The following is a 25324-nucleotide window of genomic DNA, read 5'->3' on the forward strand; positions in this document are numbered from 1 at the left end:
ACTTTGAAGAATATTTTTTCACTATTACCCAACCTATTTGCTATGGAAAGCTTGGCAATTGATAGTTCCTACCGTCCTACCAAAACCCTAGAAAGAATCCAATCACTTGATATTATGAGAGGATTGGTCTTATTGGGGATACTCATTATAAATATCAATGGTTTTGGACTATATGAGTCGTATAGTGATCCCACGGTTGCAGGTGGGTATACAGGTTTAAATAGAATCACTTGGTATGTAGCCAGCTTGTTTTTTGAAGGAACCATGAGAGCATTATTTTCCCTCCTGTTCGGAGTTGGGATGTACATTTTTTTAGAGCGACTGGAAAGCAAAGGAGCCGGAATTGGCGCTGCAGATATCTATTTCAGAAGACTAATCTGGCTTTTGATCATGGGGATATTCCATGGATACCTCTTTCTATGGCCAGGAGAGATATTATTTGATTATGCTATCATGGGTTTTTTGGTATTCCCCTTTCGAAATCTGCTACCAAAAAAACTGTTTTTAATAGCAGGGTTTTTAATTGCCATTGGTCTGATATGGAGCTATTTTGATTATCGGGGTGCTGCCCATGTTTGGGAGAATCACTTAAAAATAGAACAATTAAAACCTGATAATCAACTAATTCCCGATGAATTGAAAGGTTCGAAAGAGACCTATCAAAGGTATCTCGACAAACATAATCCCGAAAAAATCCAAGAATACAACGAAGCGCATAATAAAGGTTATTTTCAGGTTTTGGGATTGCTGGCGCCTGAAAACATGGAAGGGGAAATGTACTTTTTCTACAGATATAATGTATGGGATATCCTGAGTATGATGTTGATCGGGATTGGGATTTTTAAAATGGGGATTCTATCTGCTGAAAAGAATAGCAAGATTTATGTCCTTCTGGTAGTAATTGGATATGCTGTTGGACTTACGATCAACTACCTGGAATTGAACAATATTCTGAAAAACAACTTCTCCTATATCTCATTTGCCGAATCAAATATCACCTATGATTTGGGGAGGTTATTTGTTACCATGGGGCACGTTGGGGCAATCATGCTCTTTTGTCAATCTCCTTGGTTTCAAAGTTTAAAAAGAAGTATCGCAGCAGTAGGTCAAATGGCTCTCACCAATTATTTTATGCATTCAGCCATTTGTATTGTTTTGTTTACTGGAACTGGATTTGGATTGTTTGGAAAACTCCAACGCTACGAATTGCTATATATCGTTTTAGGAATTTGGATATTACAATTGATAGTGAGTCCTATTTGGCTCAAATTCTTTTACTATGGACCCTTAGAATGGGCCTGGAGATGCCTGAGTTATCAAAAAATGTTTCCTCTCAAAAAACCACATTTCCCACTAGCTACCGCTTAATTTTTTGTCCTATTCTAGTCCTAATTCAAATACATTTAATTGTATTTTTTTATATATCAAATGCAAAATAAATTATACATTATTCTAAAAATCAACGATTTAATTAGATACTGTTGAGATAGATTTTGTATTTTGTATTCACCAAACAGATTACAACCAACAAAAATCCGAAAACAAGCCTTCACTTAATTCTGATAGACTTTTTTCAAAAAGTACCACAAGTTTAAATTATTCTGATTTTTCACTAGATCCTGGTGGAGAGGCTTTTCCTGTTTTTTGAATCAGCTAATTCATCATATCTGCATCTATTTTAGAATGAGTCCAAACCCAAGGGAACGAGTACAAGAAGCACTTGATATTTATTACCGATATTGGGAAAGCTATCTTACAGGAAATCAGGAAGAGTTTACGGATGTCATTGATGACACTTATGAACTGATAGGCACTTCCGAAAGCGAAATCTGTCATAATAAAGCGGAAGGAATCGATTTTTTTAAATCTCAAAAAGATGAGATCGTTGGAGTAACTGAAATGAGAAACAGAAAGGTTATCACTAAGGACCTTGAGAATATGGTGCTCATTTTGGAAGACTGTGACCTTTATATTTTTTCCGAAACGGGATGGTCACTTTACTCAGCTCTCCGCTTATCTACACTAATGCGACTCACGGACTTAGGCTGGAAAGTCTCTCAGCAGCATGGCTCTTTTCCAGATTATCGGGTAAAAGAAGGGGAGACATTGGCAATAGAAAAAATCACCAAAGAAAACCTAGAGCTAAAAGATGCTGTCAAACGAAGGACTTTAGAACTGGAATCCAAAAATCGGGAATTGGAGATTCAAAACTCTCTAGAGCGAATAAGGGGACTAGTAGCTGCCATGAAAGAGTCACAGGACCTTTTGGAAATTATGGTGAAGATGAGGAGTGAGTTTGTAGGTCTAGGGCATGAGGCGCATTATTTCTGGCATATGCGATGGTTATCTGAGAAATACGAAAAGGCCATGACTTCAGGTGACGGGGGCCAAATCGGAATGGTGATGACTTTGCCTAGACAAATCCATGGCGATATCCAAGAGGTCGCTGAATGGGAAAAAGGAAGCGATCCAATCTTTGTATTGGCGATGGATACCGAAACGGCGGTGGATTATGTGCACAAAATGGTCACTTGGGGCGATTTCGAAAAAATTGATCCACAGGCTCCCACCTTGGATGACATTCGCCATATAGGAGGACTAACCTTTGTAATGGCACGAACCTCCCATGGAGAAATTGGCTATAGCCTTCCAGGGGTTGTTCCAAATCCACCTCAAGAGGATATGAATACTCTGGTGCGCTTTGCTAAGGTTTTTGATCTAGCCTATAAACGGTTTGAAGACTTAAAAAAAGCCGAAGAGCAAGCTAGAGAGGGTCAAATTGAAGTCGCCTTAGAGCGTGTTAGGACTTCTGCTATGGCAATGAGACATAGCGATGATTTGGAAAACTGTACCAAGGTGGTTTTTGATGAACTTGAGAAACTTGAGCTCAATATGGAGAGAAGTGGTATAGGCATTTTCAACAAAGAGAACCGAGACTGTCAGCTCTATACTACTGTAGTTAATCCCAAGGGAAAAAAGGAATTAAGTCTAGGAATAACTTCATTGACAATCCATCCTATGCTCATTCAAACTTTTGAAGCATGGGAAAATCAAAAAGCTTTGTCTTATACTTTAGAAGGAAAAGATCTTAAGGATTACTATGATATTGTTTCACACAGTGAGTTTATTCTCTCAGAAGAAGTTCTAAAAAAATCATCCGGCTTATCAAAAGAGTATTATCATTATTCCCCATTTAGTGCTGGAGGCTTATACTTTTTCTCTGACGTAGAACCTAAAACAGAAGACAAAAGAATCATCAAACGATTTGCAGAAGTCTTTGACATGACATATACCCGTTTCCTCGATTTACAAAAGGCTGAAGCACAAGCTAGAGAATCTCAAATTGAAGCTGCTTTAGAAAGGGTCCGAAGCCGCACCATGGCTATGCATCGAAGTGATGAATTGGCAGACGCATCGGCATTACTGGAGGAAGAAGTTAAAAAATTAGGAATCCAGACCTGGGGATGTGCTTTTCACATTTATGATGAAACACCCACTGAAGAAGTCGCATGGGATTTGGAGTGGTTTACCTCTGCTGGTGGCATGTTACCATTCTATAAAACTCCAAGAGAGTATATGTTTCTTCGATATTATGAAAACAGTAAGAAAGGAAAACCGCTTTACATCGAAGAATTTGGCCCAGATGTCATTGAAAGGCATTACGAGTATCTTAAATCTTTACCTATTCTGGGAGAGGCGTTAAAAGAGCTTTCTGCAAAAGGGGTTCCTCTTCCTCCAAGACAATATGATCATGTTGCATACTTCAAGCATGGACATTTATTGTTTATTACTTATGAGCCCATCCCTGATGCTCATGACATTTTTATTCGCTTCGCAAAAGTCTTTGATCAAACCTATACCCGATTCCTCGACCTTCAAAAAGCTGAAGCGCAAGCACGAGAAGCCCAAATAGAGTTGTCTCTCGAACGTATCAGAGCCCAAGTGACTGCCATGAGAGAATCTTCCGATCTGTTTGACATCGTGGTAAACATGAGAAAAGAGTTCATCTCCTTAGGTCATGAAGCTGATTATTTCTGGCATATGAAATGGTTAAAGGAATCTTATGAAATGTCTATGACCTCAGAAGATGGAAATCGTATCGGGATGGTTATTTCATTACCCAAGCATGTGCATGAAAGCTACCCTGAACTAGCTAAATGGGAAACCGGAATTAAACCAAGCTATGTGATGGCGCTCAATGGTGAGGAAGCTTGGAGGTACCTTGAAAATATGAACACTCATGGCCACTATGAGCAAGCTGATCCCAATGCCCCTACCAAAGATGAAATTCTTCAACTTGGGGGACTCACATTTATCCTTGCCCGAACCAGTCATGGCGAGATTGGATTTAGTTTGGCCGGTGAGATACCAAATCCACCACAAGAATCTATCGACACTTTAGTTCGATTTGCTGGGGTATTTGACTTGGCATATAAACGTTTCGAGGATTTGAAAAAAGCAGAAGCAAATGCTCTAAAAGCAGCGAAAGACCTAATTGTAATCAAAGAAGCCAAGAAAAAAGCAGAAAAGGCCTTAATAGAACTCAAGGCAGCTCAGGAGCAACTCATTCAGCAGGAAAAGCTCGCCAGCTTAGGACAATTGACTGCTGGTATCGCTCACGAGATCAAAAACCCCCTGAACTTTGTCAACAATTTTTCGGAACTCAGCACAGAGCTTATCGATGAAGTGTTTGATGAGTTGGAAAACCTCGAATCCTCAGACACCAAAGAGGAAATCAAAGCCATATTGGAAGATGTCAAAAGCAATTTGGTGAAAGTTCATGAGCATGGATCCCGAGCAGACAGCATCGTCAAATCCATGCTTCAACATAGCCGATCCTCCGGCACCAAGTTAGAATCCAAAGAGATCAATCCAATTATCAAGGAATTTGTAAACCTGGCTTTTCACGGTATGAGAGCGGGAAAAAATCCGATAAATGTTACAATTGATTTACAATTGGACGAGCATGTAGGAGAGCTCAAAATTATCTCTGAAGATTTTTCAAGAGTGATTTTGAATCTATGCAACAATGCCTTTGACGCTATGCGGGACAAACTGAATTCTCTCGGCTCGACAAATTATGAGGCAAGGCTTACTGTGATCACTAAAGCCTCCAAAAACAGGATTCAAATAAAAATTCAAGACAACGGTCCCGGTATCCCTAATGAGATTCGAGACAAGGTATTACAGCCATTTTTCACCACCAAAAAAGGAACGGAAGGAACCGGGCTTGGGCTTTCAATTTCCCATGACATTGTAAAAGCACATGGAGGAGAGATTAAAATAGATTCTGAGGAAGACAAAGGGACTACTTTCTTCATCCAATTACCATTGAATTAGATAATTTATGAAAAGATCAAGCATAATTTTTCTCTCTAAAAGAACAACCACATCAGGTAAAGAAAGTAAACTTTTTCTCTTTTTCTCCATTCTACCTGGACTCCTATTTATCTGGATTTTCTTCGGTTGTAATTCATTCGATAAAAAACAACCATTCCCTGAAGACGAAACGGAATTTGCCCAACCTCTCACCAAACCTTTTCAATTCACGGAATCAATCCCTTTAGAGTGGCAAACAGAGGAAAGTAAACTTGATATCGAAACGAAAAATTTCTCTCTAGAAAATATACCCTCTACCCCATTTGATTTGGGGGAACCTATTTCTCTAAGCAATTTATATGAGGAAGTCCCATTTGACTGGAACAGCCTTCCTGATACAGTTCTAAATCTAGACAACCTACCAACAGATACTTTGGACAATAGAATTATTCCACTTCTTCCTCCCAAAGTCATCAATGCAGGTTGGCCAAGCTATGCTCCCGGAATTTCAAAAGGTGTTTTGAATGCAGAAACTATTGGTCTTCCTGGCCCAACAAGGATCTATTTGCAGGATCCTTCAGGAGCTTTATGGATGGGAACTAGCAAGGGCCTTTGCAGATATGATGGGGCATTTTTAGAGATTTATGGTCTAGAGCAAGGGCTTCCAAACATTGATATTATTTCACTTACCCGAGATAATCAAGGACGGATATGGGTAGGTACTAAAACTGGCCAAACATTCATCCTCGATGAAAAAAATGAAACCATTGAACACTTGGAAAAACTTTTCCCTAGCTGGGCAGGACAAAACTTCTCCATTTATCAAGACGATCAAGGGCTTATGTGGATTTCTGAACTTGGAATGGGAGTTTTCATTTATGATCCAGAAACCAAAATCATCAAACACCTTCGAGCCGAATCAGGACTAGTCAATGACAGAACAGTGGTGATCGCCCAAGATAATGAGGGATTTTATTGGATTACAACCCTTGATGGGATTAGCATCTTGGATCTGAAAAAAAACAAGATAATGACATTCAAAGAGGAGCAGGGACTTCATTCCAATTTTTCTCCAGCATTCCAACGGACCAAGTCAGGGGAAATCTGGCTGGGACAAAATGGAGGAATATCTATACTAGACCCTGAAAAAAACACCCTCCGGTTTTTGAGTATTGACAAATTGCCATTAAATGAAGAAGCTGGAGAAATTATTAGTACTCTATTTGAGGATTCTTTAGGAAAAATATGGATGGGCACCGGCTCCAACTTGGTTCTTTCTTTTGACCCTGAATTGAATGAAGTAGAAAGATTTTTCATTGTTAAGGATCTACAGTCGCCAGTATTTAATTTTTTCGAGGATAGAGAAGGTCAGATTTGGGTAGCTGATGATTTTGCAAAAACTTCTGTCATCAATACAAAAACAGGAAAAGTAGGGAGTTTTAGTTCATCGAATGGCTTGGGCAATGGAGGAGTTTGGTCAACAATAGAAACCCGAGATGGAAAAATCTGGACTGGGACCAACAATGGAATCAATATCTATGACCCTGAAACAAAAACCATAAAATATCTTTCCAGACAGAACGGGCTGCTTGTCAATAGTGCTGCCTACCTCTTTGAAGACCACGATGGTAAAATTTGGATCGGAAGTAATGGACGAATAACCCAAATATTCGACCCCAAAAGCAATACATTTCAAATCCCCAGAATCAGAGAAAACAGACAAGAAATAGGAACTACTATACTTTACCAAGACCCTGATAAATCTTTTTGGCTTGGAACCAATAATGGCGAACTGTATTTGCTTGATCTCGAAAAAAAAGTGATCAAGAAATTGATGAATGTACCGGCATCATGGGATAAAAACTATGTCAACTCCATGCAATCAGATCACAAGGGGCAGCTTTGGATCACCAGTTCTGCGGGGGCGATTATCATCAGCGCAGACCGAAAATCCATGAAGTTTCTTACCGAGGATCAAGGGTTAGCAATCAATAATGCAACAGCGCTTTTAGAAGATTCCAACAAAAACATGTGGGTAGCAACCGCAAATGGAATTGATATCTTGAACCCATCTCAAGACTCTATCACTACACTGACCATAAATGAAGGTCTGAGTGATAATGGAGTCTTCACCCTTAACGAGCACAGAGGGAAAATGTATGTGGGGACAACTAATGGTTTGACTATTTTGACCCCTAAAAATGACTGGAAATCATTTGAGACCATTTCTCTTGGTCAAGAGCAAGGTTTGGGCGGACTCGATTTTTCTGAAAACAGCGGTTTATTTGCATCAGACGAAAAGTTCTGGGCGGGAGTCGAAGGTACAATGCTTCTGGTTTTTGATTCCCTTCAGTTAGAGGAGACTACCGCGAATCCATACATAGCGGGAATAAATCTTTATGACAAACCTCTCTTTTTCAGAGAGCGTTCATCACTTGCAGATGACAATTATCTGATTCAAAATGACATAACCTGGGACACACTTGAAACTACCTATTATATCCCAAGTAACCTTGAGCTTCCATATGATCAAAATTACTTAAGCTTCAACTATTCGGGGATGCAATTGAGCAATCCTGATAAAGTGAGATACAGATACATTCTCGAGGGAATAGATAAGCAATGGAGCACTATTACCAATAAAACCATAAGCGAAAACTATCGAGACCTTCCAGCCGGAGACTATACTTTCAAAGTTGCCAGCAGAGGAATCAATGGAAACTGGAGTGAGCCTGCAGCAATAAGTTTTGTAATTACCCCACCTTGGTGGAAAACCTGGTGGATGTACACCCTCTATTTCCTTGCTTTCGTAGGGGCTATTTTAGGATATACGAGACTTCGCTCCCAAGCACTGATTCGTCAAAATTTGAAATTGGAGGAAAAAGTAAAAATCCGGACAAATGAACTCCGAGAGTCTTTAAACAATCTCAAAGAAACTCAACTCCAGCTTATTCAATCTGAAAAAATGGCTTCCCTCGGAGAGCTCACTGCCGGCATTGCCCATGAGATTCAAAACCCTCTGAATTTTGTCAATAATTTCTCTGAGGTCAGCAATGAACTGATAGATGAAATGAATGAAGAACTCGAAAAAGGAGATCTGGAAGAAGTAAAAACCATCGCCGCTGACCTGAAAGAAAACCTTTCCAAAATCAATCATCATGGCAAAAGAGCAGATTCCATTGTAAAGGGTATGCTCCAGCACAGCCGCTCCAATTCAGGAGAAAAGGTGTATACGGACATCAATTCTTTAGCGGATGAATATCTGAGGCTTTCCTACCATGGATTACGAGCCAAGGATAAAAGCTTTAATTCTGATTACAAACTAGAACTAGACTCAGATCTTCCAAAAATCAATGTGAATCCGCAAGACATTGGAAGGGTAGTTTTGAATCTCGTCAATAATGCATTTTATGCAGTTAGTGAAAAAGCAAAAAAAGCTGAAATTGACTTTAAACCAGAGGTAATAGTTTCCACAAAAAAGACTGAATCAGGTGTCCAGATCTCAGTTCAAGATAATGGAACCGGAATACCTGATGCCATTAAAAAGAAAATCTTCTTGCCTTTCTTCACCACCAAACCAACAGGTTCAGGAACAGGCCTGGGATTGAGTCTTTCCTATGATATTGTCCAAGCCAACGGAGGCAATCTGTCTGTTGAATCAGAAGAAGGAAAGGGTACTATTTTTCATATTCTTTTCCCTAATACATAGCCTTGTATGAAAAAGTACCTTTTATTTTTTATCGGAATGGGATTGATTTGGACTTCCTGTGAGTCCAAAAGAGAACAATTTATTTTGGATTCTCAGGATTATCCTTCTCTCCAATTCAAAGCCTTACCTGACTCACTTTTACCTCCTGAGGTTTTTACACCTACGGCTGAAAACCGACCCAAGCCCATCAAAATCCTGCCCAAAACTCTACCCCTAAAATATCCACAAGATCTGGGTCAGCTGAACATTACTCAATATGGCATGGCCGATGGCTTACCTTCAGATGTCATTCAGGATTTGGAGATAGACGCTGCGGGAAACCTCTGGATCGGATCGCTTGGTTTTTTGAGCAAATTCGACGGTACGCAGGTTGTGTCGATTCCCAGTCCTTCGGGTTTTGGAAGCGGGATGATTTCCAACCTAAAAATAGATGCCCAAGGTATTCTATGGATTCTCAATTTTGATGGACTATACAAATTTGACGGTCAGGCATTTGAAAATGTACCACTTTCAGCAAATGACCAAGAGTTGGGGCTTCTAGAGTTGATCGAAGCTATTGATGGAGCTATGTGGGTGTCTTCGGCAAAAGGCCTGTTCAAGGTCGAAGATGATTCCGTTTACCATTTTACCACAGAGGAAGGTCTCCTCGAAAATTACATTTACTCCGTCCTTCTATCACCCGATGGGCGGATATTGGCTAGCACAAAACAGGGGGTTTATGTTTTTGACGGAAAGCAATTTGTCCCATATTTACCATTTCCACAAAAAACCTTCCACCTACTGCTGACAGACAGCGAAAACAACATCTGGTATTGGTTTTGGAGTGGGAGCCAGGCCATTCTGGGACGATTTGATGGGGAAAATCATGTAGAATTCGGCCCCGACGAGGGATTTAACACTCAAAGCTTTATCGGGAATACCTATGAAGACCGCTCAGGTGGAATATGGATTTTCCCAGGTAATGCTCTTTTTTACTACCGAGAAGGAAAGTTCACAAACTATTCCGACCTCCCTTTGGTCAAAAAAATGGGAGGAAAAACAACCATAGAAGACGATGCTGGCAATCTTTGGATTGGTGGTATAGATGGTTTTTATAAAATCGATTTTAGACTCCAAATCCAAGTAGAAGCGCCGATTGATGAAGGCAAACCCATCGACATCTCAGACATCACGATAGACGAAAATGGAGTAAAATGGATGATCGGTGAAAGAGGAAATCAACTGTTGAAATATGAATCATCCAAAGTACTAGCCTACGATTTAAAACCCTATTTGGGTATGGGATTTATCAGATTTCTCTATTCCGATAAGAATGGCTCGATATGGGCAGGCACAGGAGGACAAGCAGCCAACGAAAGGCGGCTTATGCAGTTTGATGGAGAAAACATCTTTTTCTATGGAGCCAATGAGGGACTAAAATCTGACTTCATTCAGGCATTGGATAAAGATGAGAATGGAAACTTAATAATCAGTGGCCAATCGGGAATTCATCTGTTTGACGGAAAAGAATTTACTTTCTGGGGTTCCGAACAAGGATACCCCGAGGAAGTCACTGCCTATTTCGTAGATAGTAAACAACGAAAATGGATAGGCTCATATAATCAAGGTCTATTCGCTTTCCAAAACGACAGCATTTTGTCCATTGACAGCTTGCCGGACCGCCCCGTCCCCTATATCAATAGGATCAATGAGGATCCCTTTGGGAATATCTGGATAGGATCAGATGCCGGACTCTCCAAATTCGATGGGAATCAGCTAACACATTTCGGTTATTTAGAAGGTCTGGGAAATGTCACCACCTCGATACTGGTGGACAGTCTCCAGGAGAGGCTTTGGTTCGGGACCTCTCTTGGGCTTTTTAACCTCCCTTTCGATGAAATTGATAAACCGGAACCCAAATTTGTGGAATATTCCAAGAGAACGGGCTTCGATAAGATTCCAGCCATGTTGATGATCGGCCAGGATTTGATTTTGGATTCATCCGGAATCTGGATGTCAGGACTGATAGAAGGTGCCGTTCGATTTGACCATCGAAAAGTCCAATCCATGAATTCACCTGGATTAGCGCTTCAAAATATCCGAATCAATAACTCCCAGATACTATGGTCACTCCTCTCAAACCAAGACTCCACAACAAAAGACAGTGCTAGGTTGATCACGGAGTCCGTATTGAAATTTGGGAAAATCCAAAAAGCCGAAAACATCAAAGAAATTAAAAAACTGTTTGGTTCTATCTCCTATGACAGCCTTCAAAAGGACAACTTTATACCAGTCAATTTGAGCCTTCCCCACAAAAACAATAATATCACATTTGAGTTTTCTGCCATCTCACCTTCCTTTGGCAAATTTACCCAATACCGATACCTGCTCGAAGGCTATGAAGAAAACTGGAGCCCTTTCAGCAAAAGTAATGAAGCCTCCTTTGGCAATATGTCGGAAGGCGATTATGTGTTCAGATTGGAAGCCCTGACCAACTTTGGTACGATCAGTAAATTAAGCTATCCTTTTACAGTATTTCCCCCCTGGTATCGTACTTGGTGGGCTTATTTGATTTATTTCATCATATTTCTGGGCCTGACCCGCTGGATTTATAAGATTCAAAAAAGAAGATTGATTGCGAGAGAAAGGGAGGTGGCAAGAGAAAAAGAACTGGAACAGGCCAAAGAAATAGAAAAGGCCTACTCAGAGCTCAAATCCACCCAAGCCCAACTCATTCAATCCGAGAAAATGGCTTCACTTGGTGAACTCACAGCGGGCATCGCCCATGAAATTCAAAATCCACTCAATTTTGTCAACAACTTCTCGGAATTAAACAGAGAACTGATTGCCGAACTAAAAGCCGAAATCGAAAAAGGAGACTTGGAAGAAATCAGTTTCATTGCCAAGGATATCGAAACTAACGAGGAAAAAATCAACCATCACGGCAAGCGAGCCGGATCTATCGTCAAAGGTATGCTGGAACACAGCCGAAAGTCGGACGGCCACAAAGAATTAACCGATATCAATAAACTAGTCGATGAAAGCTTAAGATTGAGTTTTCATGGATTACGAGCCAAGGATAAAGAGTTTCATTCAGACTTTAAATTAGATCTAGACCCTGATTTACCGGAAATAAAAGTTATCCCACAAGACATCGGAAGAGTCCTACTGAATCTGATCAACAATGCTTTTTATACTGTTAATGAGAAAGCCAGATGTGGTACCTCAGATTACCATCCTGAAGTCATTGTTTCCACCAAAAAGACTGATTCAGGAATTGAAATTTCTGTAGCTGACAATGGCTCAGGCATCCCCAACTCCATCAAAGACAAGATCTTCCAGCCTTTCTTCACCACCAAACCAACTGGTTCTGGAACTGGATTGGGATTAAGCTTGAGCTATGATATTATTAAAGCTCATGGTGGGGAAATCCAATTAAAATCAGATCTCAATCAAGGGGCCGAATTCATTATTTCTCTTCCGGTTTAAATCCAATCTGAGCTAGCTCCGTTTTCGCCAGTACGAAGCCAAAAGTGAACCCGAGACATTCATCAAAGGACCAAAAACAGCAGGTGCTAAACCAACAGTTGAAATTTTACCCATTTGAACAGCAATTCCAGAAGCAAGCCCCGAATTTTGCATCCCGACTTCTAAGGCAATGGTTTTGCAAGATTTCGAATCCAAGCCTGATGCTTTTGCCGCAAAAAAACCTAAAAGGTAGCCGAGACCATTATGTAAAATACAGGCTAAAATCAACAGAACTCCTATTTCCAGCAAACTTTCTCTTCCATTTGCTGTAATGACTCCCACGATCAAAATAATACCCCCCATAGAAATCAAAGGCATTATTTGATCCAACCATTGGATACTTCCTCTTAAAAATTTGTTGAATATTAACCCTATTGCAATAGGAATAATCACAATCTGAATGATACTCCACATCATTTCCAAAAAATTCACTGGAACATAATCCCCTCCCAACCAACTCATCAAAAGCGGTGTAATTACAGGAGCTAAAGCGGTAGTCACTGCAGTCATCGTAATAGATAACGCTAAGTTGGCTTTTGCCAAATAGGACATCACATTGGAGGCCAGTCCACTTGGAGAACTCCCGACTAAAATAAAACCAGCTGCTATTTCTGGAGGAAAATTGAAGCTCTTCGCTAATGCAAAACCCAAAAACGGCATGATCGTAAATTGGCAAAGTATTCCAATAAAAATACCCTTTGGCATCTGGATAACACCTTTAAAGTCCTTGAGACTCATCTCTGTCCCTACTCCAAACATGATCACCTGCAATAGCGGCACAATGAATTTGGAAGTATTTATCCCTCCCCAACTCATGAGAATCTCAGGGAATAGGAAGGCAATTGAGACTATTAAAAGGACTAAAAAAGGGAAAAGTAAGCTTTTCAATTTCTATCTGATTTGAAGGTTATTTGATGAGGCCTTGCTTTATTGATCAAAGTACTAAAAATAGGCTTTCATTAAATTTTAATTTCTATAGATGAATATTGATTTTAAACATTTAAACACTGGTCAAAGAGCTTGATAATTGATTGATTATTTCACTGCGACCAAATCCAAAAAAGAGTTCAAATGAACTGAATATCAGATATTTTTCATCAAAAATTACATAAACATTATTAGTCTTAAAATCTTTAATTTTAAATAGTTTTTGTATTTTTCCAATATTGAAAATGTCATTCATCACCAAAATGATGCATCATTTCCAGATTTTTATTACGCCCATTTGAGTTTTATGTCCGAGTTGATTGTTTTCAGAAAGGCTTTTCAATTGAAGAAATGCCAACACTTTCAAGTTTATACCCAATTCTATTTCGACTTGGATAGAATTATTTTCAAAAGGAATAAAAATTTGGAAGATTCAAAGTCTTTCCCAAAATCCAGACCATCAATTGATTTCAAATGAGATCACTAGTTACTTTTTTATTTGTATTCCTTTTTGGACTGACTTCCTGTAATCAGGAGAAGAAAACCTCAACCCAAAATCCAATTGGGAATTGGTCTGCTCCCGAGAAAACAGTCATTGCCGATCTTCCTTCTGAAAAACAGCCTCCAATTATTTCTTTGGGAGAACCAGATATCATCAGAATTGGGAGAAGAAGCAATGGAAACATCTTACCCCCTATTAAGAAAAATTTACTCACTCTTCAGGAGGATGATGGAAGTACTGCCCTGAATCCTTTAGGACAACCCTACCTATTGGGTGATGGAGGTATTTCCCAGTTCAAAAAAATCACATCTGATGAAGGTCTTCCAATGGATGGGATTTACTGTGCTATGGTCGATAGTAGAGGACACATTTGGTTTGGTACGAATGGCGGAGGAATAAGTAGGTTTGATGGAATAAACTTTACCAATTACACCAGTACACAAGGCATGGCCAGCATGTCTATTAGAAGTATTTTTGAAGATTCAAAAGGAAACATTTGGATAGGAACAGCTGATCAAGTAGTATCCAAATTCGATGGTAAAACTTTCACAAATTATTACGGTGACCAGATTTCAAATCAAGTAGTTTACAGTATTTATGAGGATTCCAAAGGTATTTTATGGTTTGGTACAGATGGGGAAGGTCTTGTAAGATTTGATGGAGAAGAATTTAAAAAAATAACAACTCAAGATGGCCTTCCCAGCAATTCGGTAGGGAGTATTTATGAAGATAGAGAAGGATACCTTTGGATTGGAACAAATGGTGGAGGATTGGCAAAATATGATGGAAATCTATTTGAAACATTTGATACTTCGGATGGCCTTGTAAGCAATCGAATCAGGTCAATCTTTCAAGATTCAAATGGAAACTTATGGTTTGGAACATTAGGTGGCGGAGTAAATAAATATGACGGATCAGTATTTGAACCATTCGGAATAGATGATGGTCTAGCCGGTCTTATAGTTAGGTCCATCAATCAAGATAAGGAAGGAAATATCTGGTTTGCTACTGAAAATGGAGTAAGCAAGTGGACAGGAACAGAATTTAAATCCTACACCACGGAACAAGGTTTAGTAGGAAATAATGTGATCGACTTAACCATTGATAATTCTGGGAAAATTTGGTTTAGCACTGACGGAAGTGGAGTAAGTAGATTAGATGGCACCAGTTTTACAAACTTTACGGCCGATCAAGGACTGGCTGGAAATATTGTTCTAAGTATTCTTGAAGATAGTGAAGGCGCATTGTGGTTTGGGACAGTAGATGGTGGGCTTAGCAAATTTGACGGGAAATCTTTCCTAGCATTTACACCAGAACAAGGATTAGCTGGAGAAACTGCTTACTGTATTATGGAAGATTCTTCAGGAAAAATATGGGTAGGAACAGATGGTGATGGGTTAAGTGTTTTTGATGGAAATAGTTTCTCCAATTATACTACGGAGCAAGGACTACCAGATAATGGGGTCTATTCCTTAATAGAAGATCAAAATGGTTCCATCTGGATGGGAACTACCGTTGGGCTACTCAAACTAGATGGCGATAAAATAACCCACTTTACTGTGCAAAATGGCTTAGGTTCAGATTTTGCACTTTCTATTATTGAAGATTCTGATGGTATCATTTGGATTGGAAGATTGTCAAGTGGAGGATTTTCAGGTGGCTTAACCAGATTTGATGGTAAAGAATTTCAACATTTTTCAATCGACCAAGGCCTAATTGACAGTGAAGTTTTAAGAGTAAAAGAAGATTCTCGAGGAAATCTTTGGATTGGAACTCCAAGTGGACTGAGCTTTCTGAGTAAAGAAAATCGTCAAAATATTTCCTCATGGAAACCAGGTGAAGGAAAGTCTCTGTTTCAATCTTATAATAGCCAAGATGGCTTAGCAGATGACTTTATCTTACAGATAGAAGACTTAGGTGAAAATCATATGGCCGTCGGATCTAATAAAGGGATTTCAACTTTTTATTTTTATCCTGATTCTTCTAAAGTATTTCAAGAGTTAGAAACTTACAATTCAGAAACTGGATATCCTGTAAAAGATCTTACAGATGGCCAAGACGGAATGTTTCTTGATTCCAATGGAATTTTATGGGCCGGAACCGGTAGTGTTAAAACTGGTTTAGCGAGATTTGATATTTCCAAAATCTCCAAGAATGTAACCCTTCCTGTTCCCATGGTCAAGCAAATAAGAATCAATGAAGAGGTGATTCCTTGGTACACTTTAGCTCCTGAGTCCATTGCAGACGTTTTTACTGCGGCAACGGATCAATTAATAACATTAAACCGAAGATTGGATGAAACCGAAGAGCTTGACTTAAAAGAAAAATTTGAGGGTATTTCATTCAAAGAAATCCAACCTTTCTTTCCAATTCCATTGGGATTGACTTTGCCTTACAAGCATAACCATCTAAACATTGAATATGGCACTAACGAACTGGCTCGGCCTTTCTTGATAGAATACCAATATATACTTGAAGGGTATGATACAGACTGGAGCCCCATTCTTAAAAGAACCTCAGCAACTTTTGGTAACATCCATGAAGGTGAATATACTTTTAAAGTCCGGGCAAGATACACCGGCCCAGCGACTCAGGAAGCCTCAGAATGGACGGACCCAATTGAATTCTCCTTTACTGTTTTACCGCCTTGGTATAGAAGCTGGTGGGCTTATTTAATATATGCTGTACTGATCCTTTCTCTTCTTTATCCAATCAATCTATACATCAAAAACCGTCTCCTCAAAGCCGAAAGAGAGAAAGCAAAAGAACGGGAACTGGAGCATGCCAAGCAGATTGAAAAAGCCTATACCGATTTGGAATCAGCTCATGAAAATTTAAAATCCACCCAGTCCCAATTGATCCAGGCAGAAAAAATGGCCTCTTTGGGTGAGTTGACGGCTGGTATTGCCCATGAGATTCAAAATCCACTAAATTTTGTCAAAAATTTCTCAGAAGTCAGCCACGAATTGGTGGATGAGATGAATGAAGAGATCCAGGCTGGCGATTTTGAGGAAGCTAAATTATTGGCAAAAGACATCCAAGATAATCTAGACAGGATCAGTACACATAGTATGAGAGCAGACGCTATTGTGAAGGCAATGCTTCAACATAGTAAAGCAACAGTAGGTACCAAAGAGCCAGTTGATATCAATGCAATCTGTGATGAGTCGATTCGACTGAGTTACCACGGAGTCAGGGCCAAGGAAAAAGATTTCAGCGTAGAATATAAGACTGACCTTGAATCTAACCTCCCAAAGGTGGAAGTAATTAGGCAAGAATTGGTGAGAGCACTCATCAATATGTGTAATAATGCATTCTTTGCTGTCAACGAACGAGTGCATCAGATTGGGAATACTGATTTCAAACCCCTAGTTTCAATCTCCACTAAAAAGACCTTAGGCGGTATAGAAATTGAACTTGCGGATAATGGAATAGGAATCAAAAAAGAAGTAATTGAAAAGATTTTTCAGCCTTTCTTTACTACAAAACCAACTGGACAGGGAACTGGTCTTGGACTCTCTTTAAGTTATGATATCATCAAGTCCTATTCAGGTGATATTCGGGTGAAAAGCTCTACTGAAGAAAATCCTGGAACAATTTTCACTATCTTTTTACCGATAAACTCAAGTTCTTAATTTTTGAAACTGAAAAAATGACAATAGAGTAATATGGTAATAGCTATAATTTCTTTAATCCTACTCTACTATTTGAAACGCCCAATGGGTTTGATTACAATCTCTCCTGAGTGGAACAGAATTTTCAATGGGGGAATGGTAGCGGCAGGTGTTCTATTGGCTATCATTAGTCTTCATATAACTTTCATTAGTGATTTAGCCCGAATTGTCTCTTTTGTCCTAATTGGTCTCATTGTCTATGTAACGCTAAAAACCGAAGATCTCCAACATAGAAAAGGGATGATCTATGCATGGCTTCCTATCATTGGTATTGAGGTGATTCAAGCCTTGGTTGAAATCATAAGTGAAAGTTTTTATAAAAACTATGAGACTTATTTTGAGGCTGCTGGTTTCTTTGCCTTCATCTGGGCAATAGCCATGTGGATCAATAACTCCAAGCAAAGAAAGGCTTTAGAGTTGGAAAAGCTAAAATCTATGCAGCGAGAGAAAGAGTTTCAGATTACGGAAGCTCTTAAAACTCAATTGGAAAGACAAGTAGCACAGAGAACCAAAGAGCTGACCAATCAAAAAAACGAGTTACAACATGCCTTGCAAGACCTTCAAGCAGCACAAAATCAATTGATTCATGCTGAAAAGATGGCCTCTCTTGGAGAATTGACTGCCGGAATCGCACACGAAATCCAAAATCCACTCAATTTTGTCAACAACTTTTCTGATGTAAGTACTGAACTTCTGACAGAGTTGAAAGAGGAACTTGAAGCAGGAAACAAAGAAGATGCAATGGAAATTTTGGAAGATGTGATCCAAAATTTGGGCAAAATCAACCATCATGGAAAGCGTGCAGATTCAATTGTCAAAGGGATGCTTATTCACTCTAGAAGTAGTACAGGACAAAAAGAACTGACAGACATTAATGCCCTCGCAGATGAATATCTTCGATTGTCTTATCATGGACTAAGAGCCAAGGACAAAAGTTTTACGGCAGATTTCAAATTAGAAGAAGATCCTAGTTTGGAAAAAATGAATGTAGTACCCGGCGATTTGGGAAGAGTACTTTTAAACTTGATCAATAATGGATTTTATGCTGCTGGCGAAAAGAAGAAAGAACTTGCCAAGCAAGGAAATGCTGAGTTTCTGCCAAAAGTTACTGTATCTACAAATAAGACCAATTCAGGGGTAGAAATCCGGGTTAAAGACAATGGAAACGGGATTCCAGAGGACATCAAGGCTAAGATATTTCAACCATTTTTCACTACTAAACCAACCGGGAAAGGAACTGGTTTAGGCTTATCCATGAGCTATGACATTGTCACCAAAGGGCATAATGGAGAAATAGATGTAATAAGTGAGCCGGGAGTATTCACTGAGTTTGTAATTAAAATTCCTAATCAATGAAGAGCAAAATTTTAATAGTCGATGATGAGCAAGATGTTGAATTGCTATTTCGCCAAAAATTCAGAAAGGAAATCAAATCTGGTATGCTCGAACTCTGTTTTGCATTTTCTGGTGATCAGGCTTTGAAGATTTTGGGAAGTGAAGATCCTCCTCAAGTAGTCTATGTATTTTCGGACATCAATATGCCTGGGATGAGTGGCCTTGAATTATTGGAGAAAATCAAAGGTCGCTTCCCTCAAATCAATGTGAGCATGATTTCAGCATATGGAGATAGTCAGAATTATGAAAAGGCGATGAATTCAGGCGCCAAAGAATTTTTTACGAAACCCATTGATTTTGAATCCTTAAAGAAAGAAATCGGCGGGATGATTCAGGATAATTAAATAAAAAAGGATGGTCAAAATATTGGTTGTAGATGATGAAGCTGATTTAGAAATTCTGATCAAACAGAAATTTCGAAAGCGAATTCGCGAGGGTGAATTTGAATTTTATTTTGCCCTAAATGGAAGACAAGCCTTAGAAGTACTGGAAGAACACTCAGACTTAGACTTGATTTTAAGCGATATCAATATGCCTGAAATGGATGGGTTGACTTTGCTTTCGAAGGTTAAGGAGAAAAATTCCCTGCTAAAAACCGTTATCATTTCTGCCTACGGAGACATGGAAAATATCCGGACAGCGATGAATCTAGGGGCCTTTGACTTCATTACCAAACCTGTTGACTTTAGAGATTTAGAAATCACTCTTGATAAGACTATTCAATACAGAAATCAGATCAAATCCACCCTCAAAGCCCTTCGGGAAAACAATATCCTGAAAATGTATGTGGACGAAACGGTTCTCAATTTCATGGGAAATAAGGAATTGGAGTCTAGCTTGATGGAAAATGAGACGATCGTCGCTTCCGTTGCCTTTATTGATTTGGTGGCTTTCACCAAGATCTCTGAAAATGAAGAGCCGAATGTAGTCGTAGGCCTTCTCAATGAATATTTTGACCTGATGGTCAAAGAGATAATTGAGCAAAAAGGGAGTGTGGATAAGTTTATTGGAGATGCTGTTATGGCAGTATTCCAAGGTGACAATCATTTTGAAAGAGCGATTAGAACTGCACTTTCAATTCGTGACAAAATGGAAGAAATACCAGTTTTTTCAGCAGAGACTAATTTTAGACCTGAAGTCTCCATTGGTATAAATGCAGGGGAAATGGTTTCTGGAAATATCGGTTCCCGATCTCTGAAAAGACTAGACTATACAGTGATTGGCGATACAGTCAATGTTTCGGCAAGATTACAATCCGCTGCAAAGCCAGCCCAAATATTGGTCCTTGAAAGTTGCGCCCAAGAGGTGAAGGATCTTTTTGAGTTCCAAAATATGGGTGAAATCAAATTGAAAAATAAAGCCTTACCAGCTAAAGTTTTTGAAGTAGTAAAAGCTATTTCCTAAGTAGCTATAAGAAGAATTTCAATTTCGAACACTTTCGGATTCGTTCGATTGCGAACTATTTACATTCCTGATTTCCAATTACTTTCCCATTTGGGAAAAATGAAATAGATTCATTCCGGAAAAACCCAAATCATATGAGAAAAATTACCCAACCTGCTCTTTTGGTTGCTTTGGGAACCACTCTTTCGGTGGCTGCCATCATTCCAAAAGCAAATCAAAATCCGACTCCAATGAATCGGAAAATGGTAGTCTCAGATAGCACCAAAAAAGACTCTCTGGACTATCCAAAATTCAAAGACCTTCCACTAAAACCTGAACGAGAAGTAAAATTCACTACGGAAGAAGGAACCTGGATGAGTGTAGATGTCAGCCCCGATGGAAAAACGATTGCCTTTGACTTGATGGGAGATATCTACACCATGCCAATTGAAGGAGGAAAAGCCACTCCTATTACCACCGGCATGGCCTATGAAACCCATCCCAGATTTTCACCAGATGGAGAAAAGATCCTTTTCACATCAGACCGTGCCGGAAGTGACAACCTCTGGTATATTGACATGGTCAAAAAAGACACTGTTCAGGTCACCAAAGATAAGAATGGCGATGTCCCAGGTGCTGACTGGACTCCAGATGGTGACTACATAGTGGCCAGTAAAGGAAGAAGGATTCACAAACTATTTATGTATCATAAAGATGGAGGAGGAGGAATTCAACTAAATGAAGACCCTTCCTCCATGAAGACAATTGATCCCGTCGTGAGCCCTGATGGCAAAAAGATCTACTTCTCTTATAGAACCGGGGCTTGGAATTATAATGCACTACTACCCCAATATCAAGTAGGAACTTATGACTTCGAAGAAGGAAATATCACTAGTATAACAAGTAGATATGGCTCTGCCTTCACTCCTACACTTTCGAACGATGGAAAATGGCTTGTCTATGGTTCAAGATGGCATGAAAAAACTGGTTTGGTCCTTCGAAACCTAGAAACAGGAGATGAAAACTGGCTTGCCTATCCTGTCCAAAGGGATGAACAAGAATCCATCGCTCCTCAAGGTGTTCTACCAGCCATGTCTTTTACTCCCGATAGTAAATTTGTAATTGCTTCCTATGGAGGAAAAATCTGGAAACTACCTGTAGATGGATCAAGTGCTACAGAGATCCCTTTTGAAGCAGATGTGAAACTGGCAATGGGTCCAAGATTATATTTCAACTATGCCATCAAAGACACCACGGCAAAGCTAGCTACTCAAATTAGAGATGGAGTGCCTTCGCCAGATGGAAAGAAACTAGCATTCACTGCTTTGAACAGACTCTATGTGATGGATTTTCCTGATGGCGAGCCAAAAAGAGTCACTAATTTTGAAATTACTGAGGCAATGCCTTCTTGGTCTCCCGATGGTTCTCAATTGGTATTCACTACTTGGGATGAAGCTGATGGAGGTAGTCTTTACAAAGCTAGCTTTGGAAGAAACGGAGCTGTAACGAAGCTCACCACAGAAAATGCATTGTACATGGGACCAGTTTGGGGCCCGAATAACAAAATAGTTGTCTTTAAAGGAGATAGAAGATTGATGATGGAATCCGAAGGTCCTGGTTTTTCAGGAGCTGAAGCAATTCTTGCTTGGATGCCAGCATCTGGTGGCGAATTCAGAAAAATCATGGACGCCAAAGGAGTCGGAAATGCTCACTTCACTAAAGACACTTCCAGAATCTACCTGAACGGATCAGGAGGGACCCTTCTAAGTGTCAAGTGGGATGGGACTGACAAAAAGGAATATGCTAAAATTTCTGGAATTACTCCATTTGGAACCGCTGCAGATCCGCATGATGATCATGAGCACAATGAAGAATTTAGCAGCGTGGAATATGTGATGGGGCTTCCGAGATCTACTGCAGATGCTGTGAATTATTGTATGCTTCCCGAAGGCACTTCTGCAAGAGAACCTCAAATGAGACCTTCCAGTGCAAGTACCATTTTAATGGCTCCTGAAGGAAACTTAGCCTTGGCTCAAGTGAATAATAACATCTATGTAGTCACTATCCCTACTGCCGGAAAAACACCTAGCATCAATGTTGGAAATCCTGAATCATCCAATTTCCCCTCTCGTCAATTGACAGAGATCGGTGGAGAGTGGCCTGCTTGGGAAGCTGATGGCAAAAAAATCCATTGGTCACTTGGAAATGGACATTGGGTGTACGATGTAGACCGTGCAGTCTTTATTGAAGACTCTGTAAAAGCTGCTAAAAAGGCAAAAATGCTTGCTGATGCGGATAGCGTCGCCACTCTAAAAGCAAAGGGTGAAGACGCCGTAAAACTTGCCGACTCGTTGGCAAAAGCTGAAAAGAAAAGAATTGATTCGCTATTCAAAGCTGATAAAGAATTAGCGAAAGCGGACAGCATCGGAAAAGCCAAAAAGAAAGAACAAGAAACTTACAAGCCTTTCGAGCATCAAGTGAAAGTTTACTTTGCAAAGGACATTCCTCAAAGTACTGTTCTCTTGAAAAATGCCAGAATCATCACAATGAATGGTTCAGAAGTCATTGAAAACGGTGACGTTTTGATAGAAAACAACCGAATCAAAGCAGTTGGAAAAACAGGAACTCTCAATGCTGGAAATGCCGAAGTGATAGACGTCAGCGGTAAGACGATTACACCAGGATTTGTTGATACGCATGCGCACATGTGGCCGACTTGGGGTCTTCACAAAAACACTGTCTGGATTTATGCTGCAAACTTAGCCTATGGGGTTACTACAACTCGTGACCCACAAACAGCGACTACTGATGTTCTCACATACGCAGATATGGTAGAAGCTGGAATGGTTCCTGGCCCACGCGTTTACTCTACAGGCCCAGGTGTTGGATACTGGATGTACAATCTGAAGTCTTTGGATCATACCAAAAATGTATTGAAACAATACAGTAAGTATTACAATACCCAATACATTAAAATGTATCTAGTAGGAAATCGTCAACATAGACAATGGGTGATCATGGCTGCCAAAGAGCAGGAATTGATGCCTACAACTGAAGGTGGCTTGGACTACAAATTGAACATGACTCAGTTGTTTGACGGATATCCTGGCCATGAGCATGCTATTCCGATTCATCCTCTTTACTCTGATGTGATTAAAACAATTGCAGAAAGTAAAATGGCTGTCACACCTACCCTACTTGTGTCATATGGTGGACCATGGGCAGAAAACTTCTATTACACCACCGAAAGCCCACTTCACGATCCAAAATTGAATCGATTCACTCCTTATGATGAATTGAATGCTAAAGCGAGAAGACGAGCTGGTGGACTAGGAGGCTGGTTTGCACCAGAGGATCATGTTTTCCCTAAGCATGCCGAAGGAATCAATGCCTTGGTCAAAGAAGGAGGACTTGCAGGAGTAGGTTCTCATGGTCAATTACAAGGTCTAGGATATCATTGGGAGCTTTGGTCTGTGGCTAGTGGAGGAATGAGCACCATGGACGCCCTTCGCACAGCCACCATCCTAGGAGCTGAAGCATTAGGTTTGGATAAAGAGCTTGGGAGTATTGAAGCTGGTAAACTCGCAGATTTGGTAATTATGGACTCCAATCCATTGGATAATATCCGCAATACAAATACTGTAAATAAAGTTGTCAAAAATGGTAGAATCTATGACGGCAACACTTTGGATGAAATCTATCCTAACCCTAAAAAATTGGATATAAGTTCTTGGACAAAACCTGCTCCGGAAGTAACTACCAGCCTTAAATAAAAAAGGTATTAAACTCTAATAAACAGTCGGTTATACAGCCGACTGTTTCTTTTTTACATGAAAAATTCATCTTTTAACAGCGCCATAGTAAATAAATACAGTTAGTTCTTGGCAGACTACTAATTATTTATTTTCTTATTCTAGAATTCAAGCCTTTAGATGAAAAAAGCTCAACCCCTAAACAGCGGAATTCATTTTTTACCATAGTAAAAATTAATGAAAGACAATTCGGTACAATCTGTTGATTGGAAATCCATATTCTCTCCACATTCACTTGTTTATACAATTTGTGGTATATCATTGGCAGCAATTGCCCTTAAGGCATTCATGCTTCCCAATAAATTCTTGGATGGGGGAGTTACAGGGATAGCTATTTTGGTGAATTTGGGCTTTGGAATTGATATCAACATATTATTGATTGTTATCAATCTACCTTTCTTATTTATGGCCTGGAGGATGATCGGTAAGACGTTCGCTGTCCAGTCTGGTATCTCTATTTCTCTATTGGTAATTGCACTCCATTTTCTGGAAGTGCCGACCGTAACAGATGACAAAGTCTTAATTGCGGTCTTCGGGGGATTTCTGATGGGTTCTGGGATAGGACTCATCATCCGAGGAGGAGGATTAATTGATGGCTTTGAGGTAATTACAGAATATTTTCACAAAAATTCTGCACTTACAGCAAGTGAGATTACAGTTTTCTTGAATTCACTGATTATGCTGTCTGCAGCCTATGTTTTTGGCATAGAACCTGCAATGTATTCTATATTGACCTATTTTACCGCAATCAAAACAACCGATTACATTGTCGAAGGTTTTGAGGAATATACTGCTCTAACAATTATTTCTAAAGAACATGATTTAGTAAAAGAATTGATAGTCAAAGATTTCGGCAAGGCAATCTCAGTCTATAAAGGAGAGCGAGGCTATCTACCAGATACATTTCATATAAAACATCCTTGCGATATCATCATGACCGTAGTTACTCGTTTGGAAGTCCATAGAATTAAATTAGCGATTCAAGAAATTGATCCCAAAGCGTTTTTCTATGTACAGACGATTAAGGAAGTCAAAGGAGGTGTAGTAAAACAAGTAGGAAAGAAGCATGTATGATGGATTTTGAACAAGTAAAAAA

General features: G+C 39.6%; 11 protein-coding genes. 10 read left to right on the forward strand and 1 reads right to left on the reverse strand.

From position 1 onward, the window contains the following. Nucleotides 1-42 precede the first annotated feature (42 nt). From O0V13_RS00550 to O0V13_RS00565, 4 genes are all read left to right on the forward strand, one after another. Nucleotides 43-1368: a DUF418 domain-containing protein gene (locus tag O0V13_RS00550; RefSeq protein ID WP_268033042.1), complete on the forward strand. Its 1326-nt coding sequence runs from the start codon at nt 43-45 to the stop codon at nt 1366-1368. Between the two features lie 315 nt (nt 1369-1683). Then, nucleotides 1684-5340, forward strand: coding sequence for an ATP-binding protein (locus O0V13_RS00555; protein WP_268033043.1), 3657 nt, complete (start codon nt 1684-1686; stop codon nt 5338-5340). A gap of 7 nt (nt 5341-5347) precedes the next feature. Then, entirely contained in the window at nt 5348-9028 is a 3681-nt protein-coding gene (locus O0V13_RS00560; protein ID WP_268033044.1) for a sensor histidine kinase, read from the forward strand. A 6-nt stretch (nt 9029-9034) separates the two neighbouring features. Next, the gene (locus tag O0V13_RS00565; protein WP_268033045.1) at nt 9035-12496 is read left to right on the forward strand and encodes a sensor histidine kinase; all 3462 of its coding nucleotides are present in this window, start codon (nt 9035-9037) and stop codon (nt 12494-12496) included. A gap of 12 nt (nt 12497-12508) precedes the next feature. On the opposite strand, the gene O0V13_RS00570 is transcribed toward O0V13_RS00565, so the two are convergent. Then, nucleotides 12509-13423 carry a bile acid:sodium symporter family protein gene (locus tag O0V13_RS00570; RefSeq protein WP_268033046.1) on the reverse strand — a complete coding sequence of 305 codons (915 nt, stop codon included), beginning with the start codon at nt 13421-13423 and terminating at the stop codon, nt 12509-12511. 513 nt (nt 13424-13936) lie between these two features. On the opposite strand from O0V13_RS00570, the gene O0V13_RS00575 reads away from it, so the two are divergent. The 6 genes from O0V13_RS00575 (at nt 13937) to O0V13_RS00600 (ending at nt 25302) form a co-directional block, all read left to right on the forward strand. Continuing rightward, on the forward strand, nt 13937-17599 hold the full coding sequence (locus O0V13_RS00575) for a two-component regulator propeller domain-containing protein (protein ID WP_268033047.1): 3663 nt from the start codon (nt 13937-13939) through the stop codon (nt 17597-17599). Between the two features lie 84 nt (nt 17600-17683). Further along, nucleotides 17684-18994, forward strand: coding sequence for a sensor histidine kinase (locus O0V13_RS00580; RefSeq protein ID WP_268033048.1), 1311 nt, complete (start codon nt 17684-17686; stop codon nt 18992-18994). Further along, a complete protein-coding gene (locus O0V13_RS00585) occupies nt 18991-19377 on the forward strand; it encodes a response regulator (RefSeq protein WP_268033049.1) in 387 nt (128 codons plus the stop codon). The genes O0V13_RS00580 and O0V13_RS00585 overlap by 4 nt, the downstream gene beginning before the upstream one ends. Before the next feature lie 10 nt (nt 19378-19387). Next, nucleotides 19388-20437 carry an adenylate/guanylate cyclase domain-containing protein gene (locus O0V13_RS00590; protein WP_268033050.1) on the forward strand — a complete coding sequence of 350 codons (1050 nt, stop codon included), beginning with the start codon at nt 19388-19390 and terminating at the stop codon, nt 20435-20437. A gap of 134 nt (nt 20438-20571) precedes the next feature. Next, complete coding sequence (locus O0V13_RS00595) at nt 20572-24189, forward strand: amidohydrolase family protein (protein WP_268033051.1); 3618 nt, start codon at nt 20572-20574, stop codon at nt 24187-24189. 216 nt (nt 24190-24405) lie between these two features. After that, nucleotides 24406-25302 (forward strand): YitT family protein, encoded by an 897-nt coding sequence (locus tag O0V13_RS00600; protein ID WP_268033052.1) that lies wholly within the window; start codon nt 24406-24408, stop codon nt 25300-25302. The last annotated feature ends 22 nt before the right edge of the window (nt 25303-25324 follow it).

Origin of the sequence: Algoriphagus sp. PAP.12 (assembly GCF_026652115.1) — a bacterium.
Taxonomy (GTDB): Bacteria; Bacteroidota; Bacteroidia; order Cytophagales; family Cyclobacteriaceae; genus Algoriphagus.